This window comes from Flavobacterium sp. GCM10022190, assembly GCF_042656445.1.
Taxonomy (GTDB): Bacteria; Bacteroidota; Bacteroidia; order Flavobacteriales; family Flavobacteriaceae; genus Flavobacterium; species Flavobacterium nitratireducens.
In genome coordinates this window covers 393,826-411,869 of the sequence record NZ_JBHSOQ010000003.1, presented here as the reverse complement: position 1 = coordinate 411,869, position 18,044 = coordinate 393,826, and the positions used below count along the sequence as shown (strand labels likewise).

Genomic DNA, 18,044 nt, shown 5'->3' with positions numbered 1-18,044 from the left:
AATCTCAAGTTATAATTTTTAACAAATTAAAAAATGTCAAAAAAATAATATGAAAATACAATCAATAAAAATTCCGCGAAAAGGGAAGTTCGTGGTGATGGGTGTTTTATATCTGTTTTCGAATGTGTTGTTAGCTAATGAGGGGAGTTTGTCGATTTCTTTGAGTGAATCAGCAAAAGATCGATATATTCAACAAATAACAATTGTTGGAACTATAACCTCTTCAGAAGATAAGCTTCCTATTCCTGGAGTAACTGTTTCAGTTAAAGGAAACCCAAAGATTACTGTCATTTCAGATTTTGATGGAAAATATAAAATAAACGTGCCTTCTTCAGATGCAGTATTAGTTTTTACTAGTATTGGTTTTAAAACAGTCGATAAAAAAGTTAATGGACAATCAACTATTAATGTTGCGATGTCTACAGATCAAACTTCTTTGCAAGAAGTTGTGGTGGTGGGTTATGGTAAACAAAAAAAGGAAAGTTTAGTAGCGGCTATATCTCAAGTTTCAGGAAGTACTTTAGAGCGAGCCGGAGGAGTTTCTAGTATTGGTGCTGCTTTAACGGGTAATGCTCCTGGTTTAGTAACTACAGCTAGTACAGGTATGCCAGGTGAAGAAGATCCACGTATCATAATTAGGGGAGCTGGTACATGGAATGATTCATCCCCACTTATATTAGTTGATGGAATAGAGCGTCCAATGAACAGTGTGGATATTGGATCAGTAGAGTCTATATCAATTTTAAAAGATGCATCTGCAACTGCAGTATATGGTTCAAGGGGAGCTAATGGAGTAATAATTATTACAACTAAACGTGGAAGTGCAGGTAAAGCTTTGATTAGAGCTCGAGTAAATTCGACTATGAAAGTTCCTTCACAATTACCTAATAAGTATGATGCTTATGATGCATTGATGATTAGAAATCAGGCTATTGAAAATGAATTATCCTTGGCCCCGTCTGGTTGGAACGATTATCTTCCACAAGACATTATTAACAAATACAGGTTTCCGGCTAATCAAGAGGAAAGAGAGCGCTATCCTAATGTCGATTGGGCTAAAACATTATTCAAAGAATATGTAATGTCGCATAACGCAAGTTTAAATGTAAGTGGAGGTACTGAATTTGTTAAGTATTTTTCTAGTGCTGATTTTTTACATGAAGGGGATCTTTTTAGAAAATATGATAACAATAGAGGATACGAACCGGGTTATGGTTTTGATCGTTTAAATGTAAGGACAAATTTGGATTTTCAATTTTCGCCAACTACTACTTTTAAAGTTAATCTTTCTGGTTCGCATGGAGTTAAGAAAAGTCCATGGGGAGCTACTGGAGGTGAATATACAATGTGGGATGCAGCCTATTCTACAGCGCCCGATGTGTTTTTACCCTATTATGAATCGGATGGTTCATGGGGGTATTTTGCGCCTAATGAAGGAAAAGCATCGAATTCTGTTCGTAACTTAGCTATTAGCGGTATTCAATATAGAACCACTACTAGAATCACTACTGACTTTACTATAGATCAAAAATTAGATATGCTAGTTAAAGGGCTTAATTTTAAAGGTACTATTGCATTAGATAATACCTTTATTGAAGCTAATCGAGGAGTAAGCGATTTGTTTAATAATACACAAGAAAAGTGGATTGATCCTATTACTGGAACTGTAATCTATAAACAAAATTATGATTCTAATAATAGATTTGATTTTCAAGAAGGTATAAAATGGTCTCCAAGTGCTGGTACGGTGCAAGATGGAGCGACTAACAGAAGAATTTTTTATCAGGCTCAAATGAATTATGCAGTCAACATAAATTCTCAGCATGAAATTACTGCGATGGGACTTTTTAATCGTGATCAAAGTGCTACAGGAAGTGAAATTCCTCGTTATCGTGAAGATTGGGTTTTTCGAACTACTTACGGCTATGCGGGTAAATATTTTGCTGAGTATAACGGAGCTTATAACGGTTCTGAAAGATTTGTTAAAGGAAAACGTTTTGCATTTTTTTCATCTGGTGGGGTAACTTGGATAATATCCAAAGAAAAATTTATGAAAAAAACAGAATCATTTTTAGATCTGCTTAAAGTTCGATTGAATTATGGAGAAGTAGGAGATGATAATATTGGAGGTAACAGATGGCTTTATTTAACTCAATGGGGATTTGGGGGGCGTACACAGCTTGGTACAACAGGTGAAGGAGGAGAGGCTAGTCCCTACGATTGGTATAGAGAGACAGCCGTTGGAAATCCTGATGTTACTTGGGCAACTGCTAAGAAATCAAATTTAGGTGTGGATTTTGGATTTTTTAAAGGTTTCTTAAAAGGAACTTTGAATATGTTCAAAGAAGATCGTTCTGATATTTTTATTGGGGGTTCAGGTAGAGCAATTCCGTCATATTATGGAGCAATAGCACCTGCAGCCAATTTAGGTGTAACAACTAATAGAGGTTACGAAATAGAGATTAAGTTGAACCATACTTTTGCTAACAATTTAAATCTTTGGGCTGATTTAAATATGAGTCATGCAAAAAATAAAATTGTAGATGCGAATAATGCTAAGTTACTACCAGATTATCAAAAAACGGAAGGTAAAGTAATTGGACAAGCTTATTCTTATGTTGGACAAGGTTATTACAACACTTGGGATGAGTTATATGCTAGTACAATGACAAATACAAATGATAATCAAAAATTACCTGGTAACTATAACTTATTAGATTATAATGCTGATGGTGTAATAGATAATTATGACAATATTCCTTATGGTCATTCAGGTATACCTCAAAACACCTATAATGCTACTGTTGGATTTAACTGGAAAAATTTTAGTGCTTTTGTTCAGTTTTATGGTGTTAATAATGTTACTAGACAAGTTGTTTTAGGAAGTTTAGTATCTCAAAATCATGTAGTTTATAATCAAGGATCATTATGGTCTCAAGATAATATAAATGCCGATGTACCTATGCCTCGTTGGCTTTCAACTCCTAGTAGTTACAATGATGCACAACGTCATATGTATGATGGATCATACGTTCGATTAAAGAATGCTGAGATAGCCTATACTTTTGATGGAAGTACTACTCCGTTTGTAAAATCTTTAGGAATTCAAAATATACGAGTTTTTATTAATGGTGATAATCTATATTTCTGGTCAAAAATGCCAGATGATAGAGAGAGTAATTATGCAGGAACCGGTTGGGCCTCTCAAGGAGCTTATCCAACGGTAAGACGTTTTAATATAGGAGCTAATATTATTTTTTAAATTTTAAAAAAATGAAAAATTATTGCAAAACCATAGTAAAATATAGCTTTATATTTAGCTTATTTGTTAGTTCAGTATCCTGTGAAGATTATCTTGATAGATCTCCGGATACTATAATTTCTGAAAAAGAAGCTTTTGAAAATTTTGTTAAATTTCAAGGTTTCACTGAAGAATTATATCAATGTATTCCAGATTTCACCAATGGGTATTGGACAAATTCATGGAATTGGGGAGAAGATGAAATTCAATCTACAGCACGTGATTTTCACTTTGTTGTTAAAATTGATAATGGAAATTTTTGGGGATGGCAATCTGAGCACGATGGCTGGCAGGCTGGCTGGATGAACCGAAGAAACGTTTCAACAAATAACGACCGTTTTTCAAAAGATTTATGGACTTTGGGGTGGGCTGGTATTCGTAAGGCTAATATTGGTTTGGCCAATATTGATCAATTACAGGATGCAACTCAGGAAGAAAAAGACATAATTAAGGGACAACTATTGTTTTTTAGAGGATGGTTTCACTTTCAATTTATGCAATATTTTGGAGGTCTACCATATATCGATCAAGTATTACCTAGCGATCAACCTTTAACATTACCAAGATTAAGTTATGCTGAGTGTGCTGAAAAGGCGGCAGCCGATTTTAGATTAGCAGCTGATTTATTGCCTGTAGATTGGGATGAAACCACGGTAGGTAAAAGAACTCTTGGAAAAAATGCTTTACGCATTAATAAAATCATGGCTTTAGGATATTTAGGTAAAAATTATCTTTGGGCAGGAAGTCCATTAATGAATAAAGTATCTACAGGAAGTGCAACTTATAATACTGAATTTTGTAAAAAAGCAGCAGAAGCTTTTGCAGAATTATTAAATCACACTGAAAGCAGTGGTTCGAAATATGCGTTGTTACCTTTTTCTAAATATAGTGATAATTTTTATACAACTGGACAAAACTGGGCAATTCCAGGTGGTACAGAAGCTATTTTTAGAGGACCATATTGGGGAGCTAATGGTTCTAACTGGGGGACAAGTAAACAGTATCAACCTGCTCCTATCTTAGTTGATGGTGATGTTAAATTTTTACCTACGGCAAACTATGTTGATTATTACGGTATGGCTAATGGTTTACCTATCACTAATATTACTCAAGCTGATGCAGAGTCTGGTTATAATCCATCATATCCTTGGAAAGGGCGCGATCCTCGTTTTTATAATGATATAGTTTATGATGGTGTACAATGTGTAAAAGGAACACTTCCGGCTGCTAATGCAGCTGATCGTTATGCTAATTTATTTACCGGTGGTAATTATCGTAATATTAGTACAGGGAGTAGAACAGGGTATTTGTTATACAAGTTTATTCCAATTACAGCAAACAAATATGATGGCGGTTATGATTGGGGAAGTAATTTAAATATACACATACCTTGGATGCGTTTGTCAGATATTTATTTGATGTATGCAGAGTCAGCTGCTGTAGCTTACAATTCACCTAATGGAAAAGTTGCATCATATAGTAAAACTGCGGTTGAAGCAATTAATGTAGTTAGAGATAGGGCTAATGTAGGTCATGTTGCGAATAAATTTTTAGTATCTCTAGATTTATTTATGAGTGAAGTGAGACGTGAAAGAGCAGTTGAATTAGCTTTTGAAGGACATCGTTTTAATGATTTACGTAGATGGATGTTGTTAACTCAAAGTCCATATACTTTGAAAAAATCAATAGAATTTGATAGAGATCCTAGTTTTAGTACTGCAAATCCTAAAAACAACAAAGTGCTTAATATCCGTGAAAATGTTATTCTAGAGAGAAACTTTAGTGATAAGCATTATTGGTTACCATTGAAAAATTCAGATGTGAATATTTATCTGGAATTTGCACAGAATCCAGGATGGTAATAATGCCGTTTATTTTAAAAATTATAAATACAAATTAGAAAATAATGAGATATATACAACTAAGAATAGTGTTATGTTTTTTAATTATTGCTTTTTCTCCTACAATTCTAATTGCTCAAGCTGGTCTTAAAATAGAAGTACAAGGTTTTGTTAAGACTATTGAAGGAAATCCAATTATTGGTGCTTCAATAGTAAGTGAAAAAGACAATATATCTACAACGAGTGATTTTGCAGGAAAATTCTCAATTAAGTTACCTGGAAATTCAAAAATAATATTCCAAGCACCTGGTTACATAACGAAAACAGTGGTAGCTACATCAACTGAAATCAACCTAATTCTTGAAAAAAGCAAGGAGGTTCAAGTTGCTTTTAAGAAAGTTCAAGAGGCTGATCTTTTAGGCGGAGTATCTTATGTTAATTTACCGGAAATTTTAGAAAAAAATTATACGACTTATAGTTTAGATGGTTTGCAAACTTTTGTTGGAGGATTTAATGGGAATATATGGGGTTCAGGAGGTTATTTGGTTTTAGTAGACGGAATACCTCGTGGTGCAGGTTCAATTTTACCTGTAGAGATTGAGCAAGTTACATTTATGAAAGGAGTAGCTGCCGTAGCATTATATGGTAGTCGAGCAGCTAAAGGAGTTATTTATATAACTTCCAAAAAAGGTGTGGCTCAAAAACAACAAATAAGTGTTAGAGCTAATGCAGGAATAGATGTTGTAAAAAGATTTCCTAAATATCTAGGTTCTGCTGAGTATATGAAGTATTATAATCAAGCGCGTATGAATGACGGTTTACCATCTTTATACAGTGATGAAACAATTTACAATTATGCATCAGGTAATAATCCTTATAGATATGCAGATGTAGATTATTATTCTTCTAAATATTTAAAAGATTTTTCAAGAAGATATGATGCAAATGTTGAAATTAAAGGAGGAAATAATGTTGCCAAATATTATACAATTGTTAATTTTTCAAAAGCAGGTGATTTATTAGATTTTGGTGAAGCTAAGAACAACAATACCAGTCGTTTTAACATTAGGGGTAATGTAGATTTAGCTATAAATGATTTTATTTCATGTACTATTGGAACCAATGCTATTTATTATAATGGTCGCGGAGTGAATACTGATTATTGGAATAGTGCTGCTACTGCAAGACCATATCGTTTTACCCCATTAGTACCTATTGATATGATTGAAGAAGGGGATGAAGCATCTCAAACTATTGTTAATAATAGTAATAATATTATAGGAGGTAAATATTTACTGGGAGGAACCCAATTAGATTTAAATAATTCTTTTGCTGCAATTTATGCAGGAGGATATAATACTTATACTAATCGTCAGTTTCAGTTTAATACAGGTATTGATGCAAAATTAGACAGTTTTGTTAAAGGTTTATCTTTTCATTCAAAATTTGCTGTTGATTATGAAACTTCATACAATCAATCATTTAATAATACTTATGCGGTATACCAAGCAAATTGGAATAACTATGCTGGTTTTGATCAAATAACTTCTTTAACCAAATTTGGAGAAGACGCTAAATCTGGAGTTCAAAATATAGCTAACAGTGCTTACCAACAAACAATTGCATTTTCGGGACAGTTTGATTATGTTAAAAAAATTAATGATGTTCATAACTTTTCAGGAATATTGTTAGTTAATGGATTTCAACAATCACTTTCTGAAGTCTATCACAAAGTAAGTAATGCTAACTTAGGTCTTAATTTAAGTTATAATTATGCTAACAAGTATTATGTGGAATTTAGTGAAGCATTAGTACACTCTGCCAAGTTTGCTGAAACTAAAAGAAATGCAACTTCTCCAACTTTGTCTTTGGGATGGAGATTAAGTGAAGAGAATTTTCTAAAAAATTGGAAAGCGTTAGATAATCTTAAATTTACAGTTTCTGCAGGTATATTAAATACAGATTTAGATGTTTCTAATTATTATTTATATGAATCAATATATTCACAAACTGATGGTGCATGGTTTAGTTGGAGAGATGGAGCATTAAATAGAAGTACTGATTCAAGAAGAGGAGAAAATTTAGCACTTACTTATGCTAAAAAAGAAGAAATTAATGCAGGTATTGAGGCTTCATTTCTTAATAAATTAATTACTTTCAATGGTTCATTTTTTGCTAATAAAGTGAAAGGAAATGTAATTCAAGCTAGTGTTTTATATCCTAATTATTTTACCACAAATTTCCCTAATACATCATTCATACCATATGTTAACTATAATGATGACCAACGTATAGGTTTTGATTTTAATGTAAGAGTCAATAAAAGGGTTGGTCAAGTAGATTTATCTGTTGGAGTTACAGGAAATTATTTTGATAGCAAAGCATCTAAAAGAGCAGAGATGTTTGAGGATGAATATCAAAATAGACAAGGTAAACCTCTAGATGCGATGTGGGGACTTAAAAATGAAGGTTTTTACACTGATGCTATGGATGTTGCTAATCATGCAAAACCATCATTTGGGCAGGTTAAACCAGGAGATATTAAATATAAAGATCAAAATGGTGATGGGGTTATTAACGCACAAGATGAGGTTTATTTAGGAAAAGCAGGTTGGTTTGGAGCTCCATTCACTGGAGGAATTAATTTTACAGCCAAATGGAAAAACCTAACATTTTTTGCCTTAGCTACAGGTCAATTTGGAGCACATGCAATGAAAAACAACTCCTATTTTTGGATTGATGGAGAAGATAAATACTCTGAAATGGTTCGAAATAGTTGGACTGTTGAAAATCAAGCAACAGCTACTTATCCAAGACTTACAACTACTACTAGTGATAATAATTATCGTTCATCAGATTTTTGGATTTATAGTACTAATAGAATAGACTTGTCTAGAGTTCAAATAACGTATGATTTCCCAAAGAAAGTAATTCAAAATTCATTTTTTAATGAATTAAGTGTTTATCTAAATGGCGCTAATTTGTTAACATTTTCACCTGAACGCGAAATTATGGAATTAAATGTTGGTGGATCTCCACAAACCAGATTTTTTAATTTAGGGGTAAAAGCTTTATTTTAATTAACAAATCATTAAAAATTTAAATGATATGAATAAAATTTTTTTAATACTATTATCATCTTTCCTCTTTACTTTTATTAGTTGTGATGATCTTATAGAACCTGCTATTGAAAATAATAGAGGTATTGATGATATGTATCAGGAAGCAGAATTTGCACAAGGTATTTTATTGAATGCTTATACAAGGTTACCAGGTAACGGATGGACTTTTAATGATGTAGCCACCGATGATGCTGTTTCAAATGATGTAACTAATAATTATAGAAGAATAGCTACTGGTCAATGGGCTGCAAACTTTAATCCATTAGATCAATGGACTAATTCTAAAGCCGCTATTCAATATATTAATATTTTTCTTGCTGAAGCCGACAAAGTTACTTGGGCTAAAGATGAAAATGTAAGTAAATTATTTAGACAAAGATTAAAAGGAGAAGCTTATGGATTACGTGCTTTGTATATGTATTATTTGTTACAAGCGCATTCAGGAGTAACTGATTCTAATGAACTTTTAGGTGTTCCAATTTTATTAGAGCCTGAAACATCATCATCAAATTTCAATATTCCTCGTAATACTTTTCAAGAATGTTTAAGTCAACTTTATAGTGATGTTCAAAAAGCTAGAGAACTTCTTCCTTTAGATTTCGAAATTGCAACAACCTTACCTCCTGGCTATGATAATTTAAATGATTATAATCGTGTTTTTGGAGATTTAGCTAGACAAAGAATGAGCGGAAGAATAGCTATGTTTGTTAAAGCTCAGGCAGCATTATTAGCAGCTAGTCCTGCTTTTAGCAGTGGTAATTCAACTTCTTGGGCTGCAGCAGCAGATTATTCGGGAGAACTGTTGGAGCTTAATGGTGGAATTGCTGGTATTGATCCTAATGGATTAACTTGGTACAAAAATACTGCCGAAATTGAAGCGCTTGGTTCTGGTAAAAATACTAAAGAAGTGCTTTGGAGAACAGATATAGCAAATAGTAATAACCTAGAAGCGGATAATTTTCCTCCTTCGTTATATGGTAGAGGACGAGTTAATCCTACACAAAATTTAGTAGATGCTTTTCCTGCACTGAATGGTTATCCAATTTCTAATGCTTCTAGTAACTTTAATCCTGCTAATCCTTATGCTAACCGTGATCCACGTTTGAAACACTTTATATTAGTTAATCAAGATGTTGCAGGAGTAAGTTCTACAGTTATTACAACAGGAAGTTATGGTACTACAAATGATGCTTTGAATAGGGTAGAAACGTCTACTCGAACAGGGTATTATATGAAAAAACTGCTAAGACAAGATGTGAATTTAAATCCAAATTCAACAACGAATCAAAGACACTTTAGACCTCGTATGCGCTTTACTGAATTATATTTAATTTATGCAGAAGCGGCTAATGAAGCTTGGGGGCCTTTAGCTACTGGTAACTATGGTTTTTCTGCTTATGATGTTATAAAAGCCATTAGAAAAAGAGCAGGTATTACTCAACCAGATAATTATTTAGAGTCTATAAAATCAGATAAAGATGCTATGCGTCAATTAATTAGAAATGAGCGTAGATTAGAATTATGTTTTGAAGGTTACCGTTTTTGGGATTTACGCAGATGGAAATTAAGTTTAACAGAATCAGCTCAAGGAATGGACATACAAGGTACTACGGCTGCTCCAACTTATACAAGAATTCCTGCTGTAGAGAATAGAGTTTTTACAAATGATATGTATTATGGTCCAATTCCTTATAGTGAAACACTTAAATTTAATAAGTTGATTCAAAATAAAGGTTGGTAATGTTCATAACAATCCTGCACTATTTATTTTAATATAATATCAAAAAAAATGAAAAATAAGATATTTTTAATGTTGTCAATTTTATTTATCACCCTAACTTCTTGCTCAAATGAAGATGTGGTATTTGATAATTTTGATTATCAGTCTGTTTACTTTGCTTATCAATTTCCTGTAAGGACTATTACTTTGGGGGAGGATGTTTTTGACACATCTTTGGATAACGAGTATAAATGTAGAATAATGGCAACTTTGGGAGGTGTTTATCGAAATGATAAAGATGTTACCATTAATGTGGAAGTAGCTAATAATTTAACTTCAAATTTAGGATTTAAAGATTTAGGAAATAATATCCTGCCAATGCCAAGTAATTATTATACGTTATTGTCTGATAAAATTGTCATCTCAAAAGGAAATATTACTGGTGGAGTAGATGTTCAATTGACAGATGCTTTTTTTGCTGATCCACTTGCAATTAAAAAGAACTATGTTATCCCTGTAAAGATGACTAATGTAACGAATGCTGATACAATTTTATCTGGAAAAGCATTAATATCTAATCCTAATAGAGCCATAGCCGAACATTGGACAGTATCTCCAAAAGATTATATATTTTATGCTGTAAAGTATGTTAATCCTTGGGATGGATATTATTTGCGTAGAGGTAAAGATGTTATTGTTGGTAACAATGGTAATACAGCATTGAATAAAACTATTGTGAGACACCAAGCCTATGTTGAGAAAGATGAAGTATTTAAAATTAATACTTTATCACTTACTAATATAGATTTTCCAGTTGTATATAAAGATGCAGGAGGAAATAATATCAACTGCAAGTTAATACTAACTTTTGATAATTCAGGTAATTGTACCGTTACTTCTTCTAATCCTAGTTCGTATACGGCCATTGGAACAGGGAAATTCATAAAGAGAGGTGAAAAAAATAGTTGGGGAGCTAAAGACAGAGATGCTCTTTACCTTGATTATGCGGTTAATTTACCGGCTTTTAATGTAGCTACAAAAGACACGTTGGTATTAAGAGACAGAGGGGTAAAAGCTGAAACATTTACTCCAATTTTGAAGTAAATTATTATGATAATTTTTACATAAAAAAAATTAAATGATATGAAAAAAATATACAGAATTGTACCGCTTGCCATTATCATAATGGCTTTAGCATCTTGTACTGAATCACATCTTCTTTCCTATGATGTTGAGAAGCCTTTAACGATTGCCAATCAGGAAGAAATTAATGCTTATGCTGATTTAAAGACGTATGTTGACAGAACGGCTAATCCTAATTTTAAATTAGGATTAGGGATGAGTTTGTCTGATTACGTAAATAAAAATGTAATGTACAGATTAGCCAATAGAAATTTTGATGAAATTACTCTTGGGTATGAAATGAAGCATGGCGCAATAGTGAAAGCTGACGGAAGTCTTTCACTTGATAATGTCAATAAATTATTGGAAACAGCTAAGGAAGCTAATGTGTCTGTTTTTGGGCATACCCTTTGCTGGCATGCTAATCAAAATGCGACTTATTTGAATAAGTTAATAGCGCCAACCGTTCTTTCTACCACGGGACCTGGTTGGGATTTGATTATGCAAAATAATTTTGAGACCGATGATAGTTCAAATTATCAAGTAAATTCAAATGTTACAGTAAGTTATACTGCTGTTGGTCAGGGTGCAAATGGTTCAGGAAGAGCACTTAAATTGACAAATGCTAGTGTACGTACCAATGAATGGGATGCTCAGCTTTACATTAAGTTTTCTCCAGCTGTGCAAGTAGGGGAAAAGTACAAACTTACCATGGACGTACGTGCAGAAGTTACAGCCTCTTCTCCAACACAAGCTCAATTTAACCCAGGAGGTTACAGACATTGGGACTTCTTTGGATCCGTTCCTTATGCTACTACTTGGGCAACATACGTAAAGGAAATAACAGTTACCGAGCAAATGAAAGATTGTAATACCATTGCTTTCAATCTTGGAAAAACAGCTACTAGTTTTTATTATGATAATGTCAAAATTGAAAAGTATAATGCAACAGGTAGTATTCAAACACAAGAAAAAACTCCTCAACAAAAGAAAGCCATCATCGCTGAAGCCCTTGATAAATGGATAAAAGGTATGGTTACTAATTGTAAAACTTATGTAAAAGCCTGGGACGTTGTTAATGAGCCAATGTCAGATTGGCCAAATCAATTCGAGTTAAAAACAGGTGTTGGTAAAACCAATATGGCTGCTGATGAATTCTATTGGCAGGATTATTTAGGAAAAGATTATGCTGTGGAAGCGTTTAGACTGGCCAGACTATACGGAAATCCAAATGATATACTTTTTATCAACGATTACGGTCTTGAAGGAGGTGGTGATAAATGTGATGGTCTTATTCAGTATGTTAATTACATTGAAAGTAAAGGACAAACTGTTGATGGTATAGGTACTCAGATGCATGTAACCTTAGGTGAAACTACAATTGAGAGGATCAGAACAATGTTAACAAAATTAGCAGCAACGGGCAAACTCGTAAAAATATCGGAACTTGATATGGGAATCAAAGTGGGCGGAGTTACGGTAAAAACTCAAAATGTCACTTCTGACCAACTATTGCAGATGGCAGATTTTTACAAGCAGATAGTAGAAGCTTATTTTGACATTGTACCAGCTGCTCAGCGTTACGGTATTACTCAATGGGCAGCGACAGATAGTCCTGATAATTCATCATGGAGAGGTGGAGAACCTATCGGACTTTGGAATTCAAACTACAGTCGTAAACCTGCCTATGCTGGTTTTGCCGAAGGTCTTAAGTCTTCAAAATAAGCATAATAATAGTTTAAAATACGTTATTATTTAAGATCAATCTTTAATAACTAGTTTGAGTTTTCCCTTTGGGCGTACTTATTTTTTAATGACGTTCAAAGGGTTTATTAATTTTAAAATCAGTCAGAATGAAATTATATAAATTATTAAACATAGAAGTAGCTTTTTTACTTTTATTAATTGTTTCCTGTTCTAAAGATGATTCCCCTACTAAGGCTGAGCCAAAGAGTGAAGTGCCAGTTGAAGAAACAATTACTTGGCCATTGCCAACACCTAAATTGAAAGTGGAGGGTAAATATTTAAAAGATCCTTGTGGTAATATTATCAAATTACATGGAGTAGCTATGACACCGAGTCCTTGGTTTAATGGTGGTGCTGTTGGCGAATGGCGTTGGAATAATTATGATATCTCAGGATGTTTATACTATAATAAGGCTATTATGAATAAATTATCTGATCCTAAACAAGGTTGGTATCTAAATTATGTTAGATTACATATTGATCCTTATTGGACCAATAATTTAGGAGTTTCTGGAATTCAGGAAAATGATATTTCACAGTTTAATTTTGAGAGGTTTAAATCAGCAATAGATAATGTGATTCTACCACTTATTTCTTATGCGAAAACCAGAGGAATGTACATTATCCTCAGACCACCTGGAGTATGTCCTGAGGAGATTTCGGTAGGAGGCGCTTATCATGATTATTTAAAAATAGTTTGGGATTATATTTCCAAGCATCCCTCGTTAAAAAATGCTGATCATGTAATGTTTGAGTTAGCTAACGAACCTATCCGAATTAAACTTCCTAATGGGACAGTAGGTGCTAATACCCAAGCTCATTTTGATGAATTAAAATTATTTTTTCAGCCAATTGTTAATATGATTCGCACCAATGGCGCAAATAATATTCTTTGGATTCCAGGTTCGGGCTGGCAATCACAATATAAAGGTTATGCTGTAAATCCTATTGAAGGAGAAAATATTGGTTATGCAGTACACATTTATCCTGGTTATTGGGGAAAAGATAATAATGATCCAACTGTATTTAGGGCAAATTGGAATGAGAATATTAAACCCATCGCAGATAAAGCCCCTATTGCCATTACAGAAATTGATTGGGGGCCGGATAAATATGCTGTCTGGGGTAAAGGAGGTGTTACTGGAACGGCAGGAAGTTGGGGATTTGGGGCTAATTTCAAAGCCTTAACCGATGAATCAGCTAATGTTAGTTGGAATGTACTTTCACCTGAAAATTTAATTGATAAAGGAGCGATAAATGGTGGAATTGCTTATAATAATGATCCTCAAGCTTGTGCTAATCCAGTTTATAAATGGTTTAAAGAATATGCTAAGACTATGAAAATATGTAAATAGCATTTTAATAAGCACTTTTAAACATCACTTTTAAATTATTAAGATCGATTGTACAATGTATAATCGGTCTTTTTTTTTATGGAATACAGATTAATTTTTGGCAAAAAAAACCAGTGAAATTGCTTTCACTGGTATATAGCTGTATTAAATTTTTAATTTTAGATTATTTCAAAAATCTATTTTATAATTTTCCCAATGAAAATTATAGATTTTTATAGGCATTGATAGGAACAATAGTTCCATCTTCATTGTAGGTTATTTCAGTAACTTTTATAGATCTTAAATGAGTCACTCCTTTTGATAAACTTGAATCATGATAAAACAAGTACCATTTGCCTTCTACTTCACAAATAGAATGATGTGTAGTCCATCCCACTACTGGTTCTAAAATAATTCCTTGGTAGGTAAAAGGCCCATAAGGGGTATCACCTGTAGCATAGCAAATATAGTGTGAGTCACCTGTTGAATAGCTGAAATAATATTTTCCATTGTACTTATGTAGCCAAGGCCCTTCGAAAAAACGTCTTTCATTATCACCCGCTAGTAATTCATTACCGTTTTCATCTATAATTTTTATTGCTTTAGGGGTTTCAGCAAATTCTTTCATATCATCGGAAAGCAATGCAACAATAGGGCCTAATGCTTTTTCGTTTGAAGCAGGTTCTTCATTGGCCTCATCATAAATATTGTTTCTGTATTTTTGAAGTTGACCTCCCCAAATTCCTCCAAAATACATATAATATTTACCATCTTCATCTTCAAAAACGGCTGGATCAATACTATAACTCCCTTTTATTGCTTCTTTTTCAGGAATAAAAGGACCTATAGGAGAATCCCCAATCGCAACTCCTATTTGAAAAATTCCATTAGCTCTCTTGGCTGGGAAATAAAAATAGTATTTTCCATCTTTATGTGCAGCATCGGGAGCCCACATTTGGCGTTCGGCCCAAGGAACATCATTAACATGTAAGGCAACTCCATTGTCTTTAGCTTCTGCTGTTATTGAATCCATTGAAAAAACATGATAATCCTCCATTCCAAAATGGTCTCCGTTATCATTAAAAGGTATCCCTGCGTCTATGTCATGTGAAGGATAAATATAAATTTTCCCATTAAAGACATGCGCTGATGGGTCAGCGGTATAGATATGTGATACTAGTGGCTGCGATATAGAGTTTTTAACTAATTCTTTAAAATCTATATGTTCAATACTTTGTTCAGGCATGTTGTAACTATTTAATTAAATATTGTAATTAGTTTATTTTATTTTAATCTGTTTTGCTTTAAATCAGATTCAATTTGGATTTCCATTTTCTTATTGATTTCATAGAAAAACAATAAGCCCACACCAATCATAAAAGGAATTGCAGGAAAGATGCTTACTAATAATTTGATTCCATTTATAGCACTATCAACTTGATTAGTTGAATTAGGGACATAGTTAAAAATTCCTAGTAAAGAGGTTGTTAATGCTCCTCCAATACTAAGCCCCGCTTTTAATCCCACCATCATAGCCGAGAAAATTATAGCAGTAGCTCTACGATTGTTTTTCCACTCCGAATAATCGGCGACATCAGCAATCATAGCCCATAGTATAGGAATTGTTATTCCATAAAAGAAACCATGGAATATTTGAGAGAAAAACATCAAACTAACCGATTTAGGTGAAAAGAAATAAAAAGCAATGATGAATAAGGTTGAAATGAATAAAAACAGCCTAAATACATCTCTTTTTCCATATTTATCGGCTAATTTTTTAGACAATGTAATTCCAACAATCATAAATATAATCCCACCAGCATTAAATAAACCAAAACCTGCTGATATAGGATCATCACCAAAGTGATTTAATCCTACTGAAGAAAGAAAGTCTAAAATGGGTTGGATAAATCCCGCTAATTCTTTTTTATCGACATAGTTTTCAAAATAATACACATAGGAACCTCCTTTTAAAGCAAGTGTAATGAAAACAAGTGTCGTAAGGGCTAGCATAATAATCCAAGGCTTATTTTTTACTAAATCACCTAAGTCTTCTTTTAAGCTGGATTTTTGTTCAGGTTTTGGAACGATGCGTTCTTTGGTTGTAAAAAAGGTAATTAGAAGCATGATTGTTCCCACAATCGCTAGAATAGTCATTACTTTCTCAATACCTACCGCTTTGTCACCATTTCCGGCACTTTTGATGATTCCCAACATAAAAACTTGCACAAAAAACTGTGCAAACATTACTGCAACAAATCGATAAGAAGACAAACTATTTCGCTCACCCATATCTCCAGTTATTACACCACTTAAAGCAGAATAAGGAAGATTATTGGCTGCATAAAGCAATAATAAAAGTGAGTAAGTGATAATAGCATAAATTAATTTTCCTTGATAAGAAAAGTTAGGAGTTGTAAATGCTAATAAAGCAATTATTCCAAGCGGAATCGAAGTCCATAAAATCCAAGGTCTAAATTTACCCCATTTAGAGTGGGTACGATCTGCAATTGCTCCAACAATTGGGTTGAAAATAAAAGCGGCTATAAGTCCCACACTCAACATGATAATTGAAGAGTCAGTAGGTGATAAACCATATATATCAGTATAAAAATAGGCTAGGTAAGTCATTAGTGTTTGAAATACCAAATTGGCAGCTAAATCGCCTAAGCTGTATCCTATTTTTTCTTTAAGAGATAATTTTTGTGAAACTGTATTCATTTTAGTTGTTGGCTTTTTGCTTTAAATTTAAAACTTGGTAATAGGCTTTTTTAGGCTGAAAATTAATGTCAAATAATAAAGGATAATCGGTTCTTCCTCTGATAGGAAAATCGTTTAACCAAGATTGTTTGTCATTTACTCCCCAAAAGGTAACTCTGCTAATTTTGTCTTTGTGTTTTAAAAATAATTTAAAAATATCCTCATAGCGTTTAGCGAGTTTAACCTGCATAGAATCCGGAAGTGATTTAGGATAGGGATTCATTTTTGCATTGTTTTCAAATCGTTGACTGATTTCTGCTCCTTGTAAACCATAAGGACTTGGAAGTGCAGAAATATCTAATTCTGAAAATGCCACTTTTACTCCCAGAGCTGAAAAATCCAAAATAGTTTTTTCTATTTCTTCTAGTGTAGGTGTCTCTAAATGCCAATGTCCTTGTTCGCCAACTCCGTCAATTTTAGCACCGTTTTTTTTAAGTAATTGTACTAGTTTGACTGCTCCAGCTCTTTTTTTAGCATTACAAAGATTGTAATCGTTGTAATATAAGTCGACTTTTGGGTCTGCTTGAGCAGCTAATTTGAAGGCATCTACTAAAAATTGTTCGCCCACAGTTCTAAGAAACACAGACTTTCTATAAGTTCCATCTTCATTAAGGGCTTCATTAACCACATCCCATGAATCGATTTTTCCTTTGTATCGAGAAACAACGGTGCTAATATGGTCTTTCATAAAAGCTTTCATTTCGCTACTATCCTTAATTTGACTCATCCACGGAGCTAATTGGCTGTGCCAAATTAGTGTGTGTCCATGTACAAACATATTGTGTTTTTTTCCTAGCGCTACATATTTGTCAGTTAAAGCAAAATCAAAGTTACCCTTTGTAGGCTGTACAAACATCGATTTCATGATGTTTTCTGGAGTAATGCTGTTAAATTGCTTTACAATTAGTGCATTTTCAATTGGATTTTGTTCTAAAATTTGTGATTGACTAAGGGCTGTACCAATGTAAAAATCATTTTTGTAAGCATTTTTTAAGCTATCTTGTTCAGCAGTGCTTTTACTAATTTTAGTACAACTATTTAGTAAAAGTAGTGAAGTAGACAGTAGGAGTAAGGTTTTGGTTGGTTGTATCATAAATT

Annotated in this window: 10 protein-coding genes; 7 read left to right on the top strand and 3 right to left on the bottom strand. The window is 33.2% G+C overall.

Annotation, left to right across the window (positions count from 1 at the left end):
* The first annotated feature begins 49 nt into the window (after positions 1-49).
* The 7 genes from ACFPTQ_RS11895 (at position 50) to ACFPTQ_RS11865 (ending at position 14,207) form a co-directional block, all read left to right on the top strand.
* Positions 50-3,262: a SusC/RagA family TonB-linked outer membrane protein gene (locus ACFPTQ_RS11895; protein ID WP_379777751.1), complete on the top strand. Its 3,213-nt coding sequence runs from the start codon at positions 50-52 to the stop codon at positions 3,260-3,262.
* 11 nt (positions 3,263-3,273) lie between these two features.
* The gene (locus tag ACFPTQ_RS11890; protein ID WP_379777750.1) at positions 3,274-5,163 is read left to right on the top strand and encodes a RagB/SusD family nutrient uptake outer membrane protein; all 1,890 of its coding nucleotides are present in this window, start codon (positions 3,274-3,276) and stop codon (positions 5,161-5,163) included.
* 44 nt (positions 5,164-5,207) lie between these two features.
* Positions 5,208-8,222, top strand: a complete 3,015-nt coding sequence (locus ACFPTQ_RS11885) for a SusC/RagA family TonB-linked outer membrane protein (RefSeq protein WP_379777749.1) — start codon at positions 5,208-5,210, stop codon at positions 8,220-8,222.
* Between the two features lie 28 nt (positions 8,223-8,250).
* On the top strand, positions 8,251-10,005 hold the full coding sequence (locus tag ACFPTQ_RS11880) for a RagB/SusD family nutrient uptake outer membrane protein (RefSeq protein ID WP_379777748.1): 1,755 nt from the start codon (positions 8,251-8,253) through the stop codon (positions 10,003-10,005).
* A 48-nt stretch (positions 10,006-10,053) separates the two neighbouring features.
* Positions 10,054-11,088, top strand: a complete 1,035-nt coding sequence (locus ACFPTQ_RS11875; protein WP_379777747.1) for a DUF5627 domain-containing protein — start codon at positions 10,054-10,056, stop codon at positions 11,086-11,088.
* A 39-nt stretch (positions 11,089-11,127) separates the two neighbouring features.
* Entirely contained in the window at positions 11,128-12,831 is a 1,704-nt protein-coding gene (locus ACFPTQ_RS11870) for an endo-1,4-beta-xylanase (protein WP_379777746.1), read from the top strand.
* Between the two features lie 128 nt (positions 12,832-12,959).
* Positions 12,960-14,207: a cellulase family glycosylhydrolase gene (locus ACFPTQ_RS11865; protein ID WP_379777745.1), complete on the top strand. Its 1,248-nt coding sequence runs from the start codon at positions 12,960-12,962 to the stop codon at positions 14,205-14,207.
* 202 nt (positions 14,208-14,409) lie between these two features.
* On the opposite strand, the gene ACFPTQ_RS11860 is transcribed toward ACFPTQ_RS11865, so the two are convergent.
* Genes ACFPTQ_RS11860 through ACFPTQ_RS11850 form a run of 3 tightly spaced genes read right to left on the bottom strand, consistent with a single transcriptional unit; the run spans position 14,410 to position 18,039 of the window.
* The gene (locus tag ACFPTQ_RS11860) at positions 14,410-15,432 is read right to left on the bottom strand and encodes a glycoside hydrolase family 43 protein (protein WP_379777744.1); all 1,023 of its coding nucleotides are present in this window, start codon (positions 15,430-15,432) and stop codon (positions 14,410-14,412) included.
* Between the two features lie 38 nt (positions 15,433-15,470).
* A complete protein-coding gene (locus ACFPTQ_RS11855; RefSeq protein ID WP_379777743.1) occupies positions 15,471-16,907 on the bottom strand; it encodes an MFS transporter in 1,437 nt (478 codons plus the stop codon).
* Between the two features lies 1 nt (position 16,908).
* A complete protein-coding gene (locus ACFPTQ_RS11850) occupies positions 16,909-18,039 on the bottom strand; it encodes an endo-1,4-beta-xylanase (RefSeq protein ID WP_379777742.1) in 1,131 nt (376 codons plus the stop codon).
* Between the last annotated feature and the right edge of the window lie 5 nt (positions 18,040-18,044).

Bases quoted from the DNA above. Each gene is read 5' to 3' on its own strand.
- ACFPTQ_RS11895 (WP_379777751.1), top strand. From the start codon at position 50: ATGAAAATACAATCAATAAAAATTCCGCGAAAAGGGAAGTTCGTGGTG.
- ACFPTQ_RS11890 (WP_379777750.1), top strand. From the start codon at position 3,274: ATGAAAAATTATTGCAAAACCATAGTAAAATATAGCTTTATATTTAGC.
- ACFPTQ_RS11885 (WP_379777749.1), top strand. From the start codon at position 5,208: ATGAGATATATACAACTAAGAATAGTGTTATGTTTTTTAATTATTGCT.
- ACFPTQ_RS11880 (WP_379777748.1), top strand. From the start codon at position 8,251: ATGAATAAAATTTTTTTAATACTATTATCATCTTTCCTCTTTACTTTT.
- ACFPTQ_RS11875 (WP_379777747.1), top strand. From the start codon at position 10,054: ATGAAAAATAAGATATTTTTAATGTTGTCAATTTTATTTATCACCCTA.
- ACFPTQ_RS11870 (WP_379777746.1), top strand. From the start codon at position 11,128: ATGAAAAAAATATACAGAATTGTACCGCTTGCCATTATCATAATGGCT.
- ACFPTQ_RS11865 (WP_379777745.1), top strand. From the start codon at position 12,960: ATGAAATTATATAAATTATTAAACATAGAAGTAGCTTTTTTACTTTTA.
- ACFPTQ_RS11860 (WP_379777744.1), bottom strand. From the start codon at position 15,432: ATGCCTGAACAAAGTATTGAACATATAGATTTTAAAGAATTAGTTAAA.
- ACFPTQ_RS11855 (WP_379777743.1), bottom strand. From the start codon at position 16,907: ATGAATACAGTTTCACAAAAATTATCTCTTAAAGAAAAAATAGGATAC.
- ACFPTQ_RS11850 (WP_379777742.1), bottom strand. From the start codon at position 18,039: ATGATACAACCAACCAAAACCTTACTCCTACTGTCTACTTCACTACTT.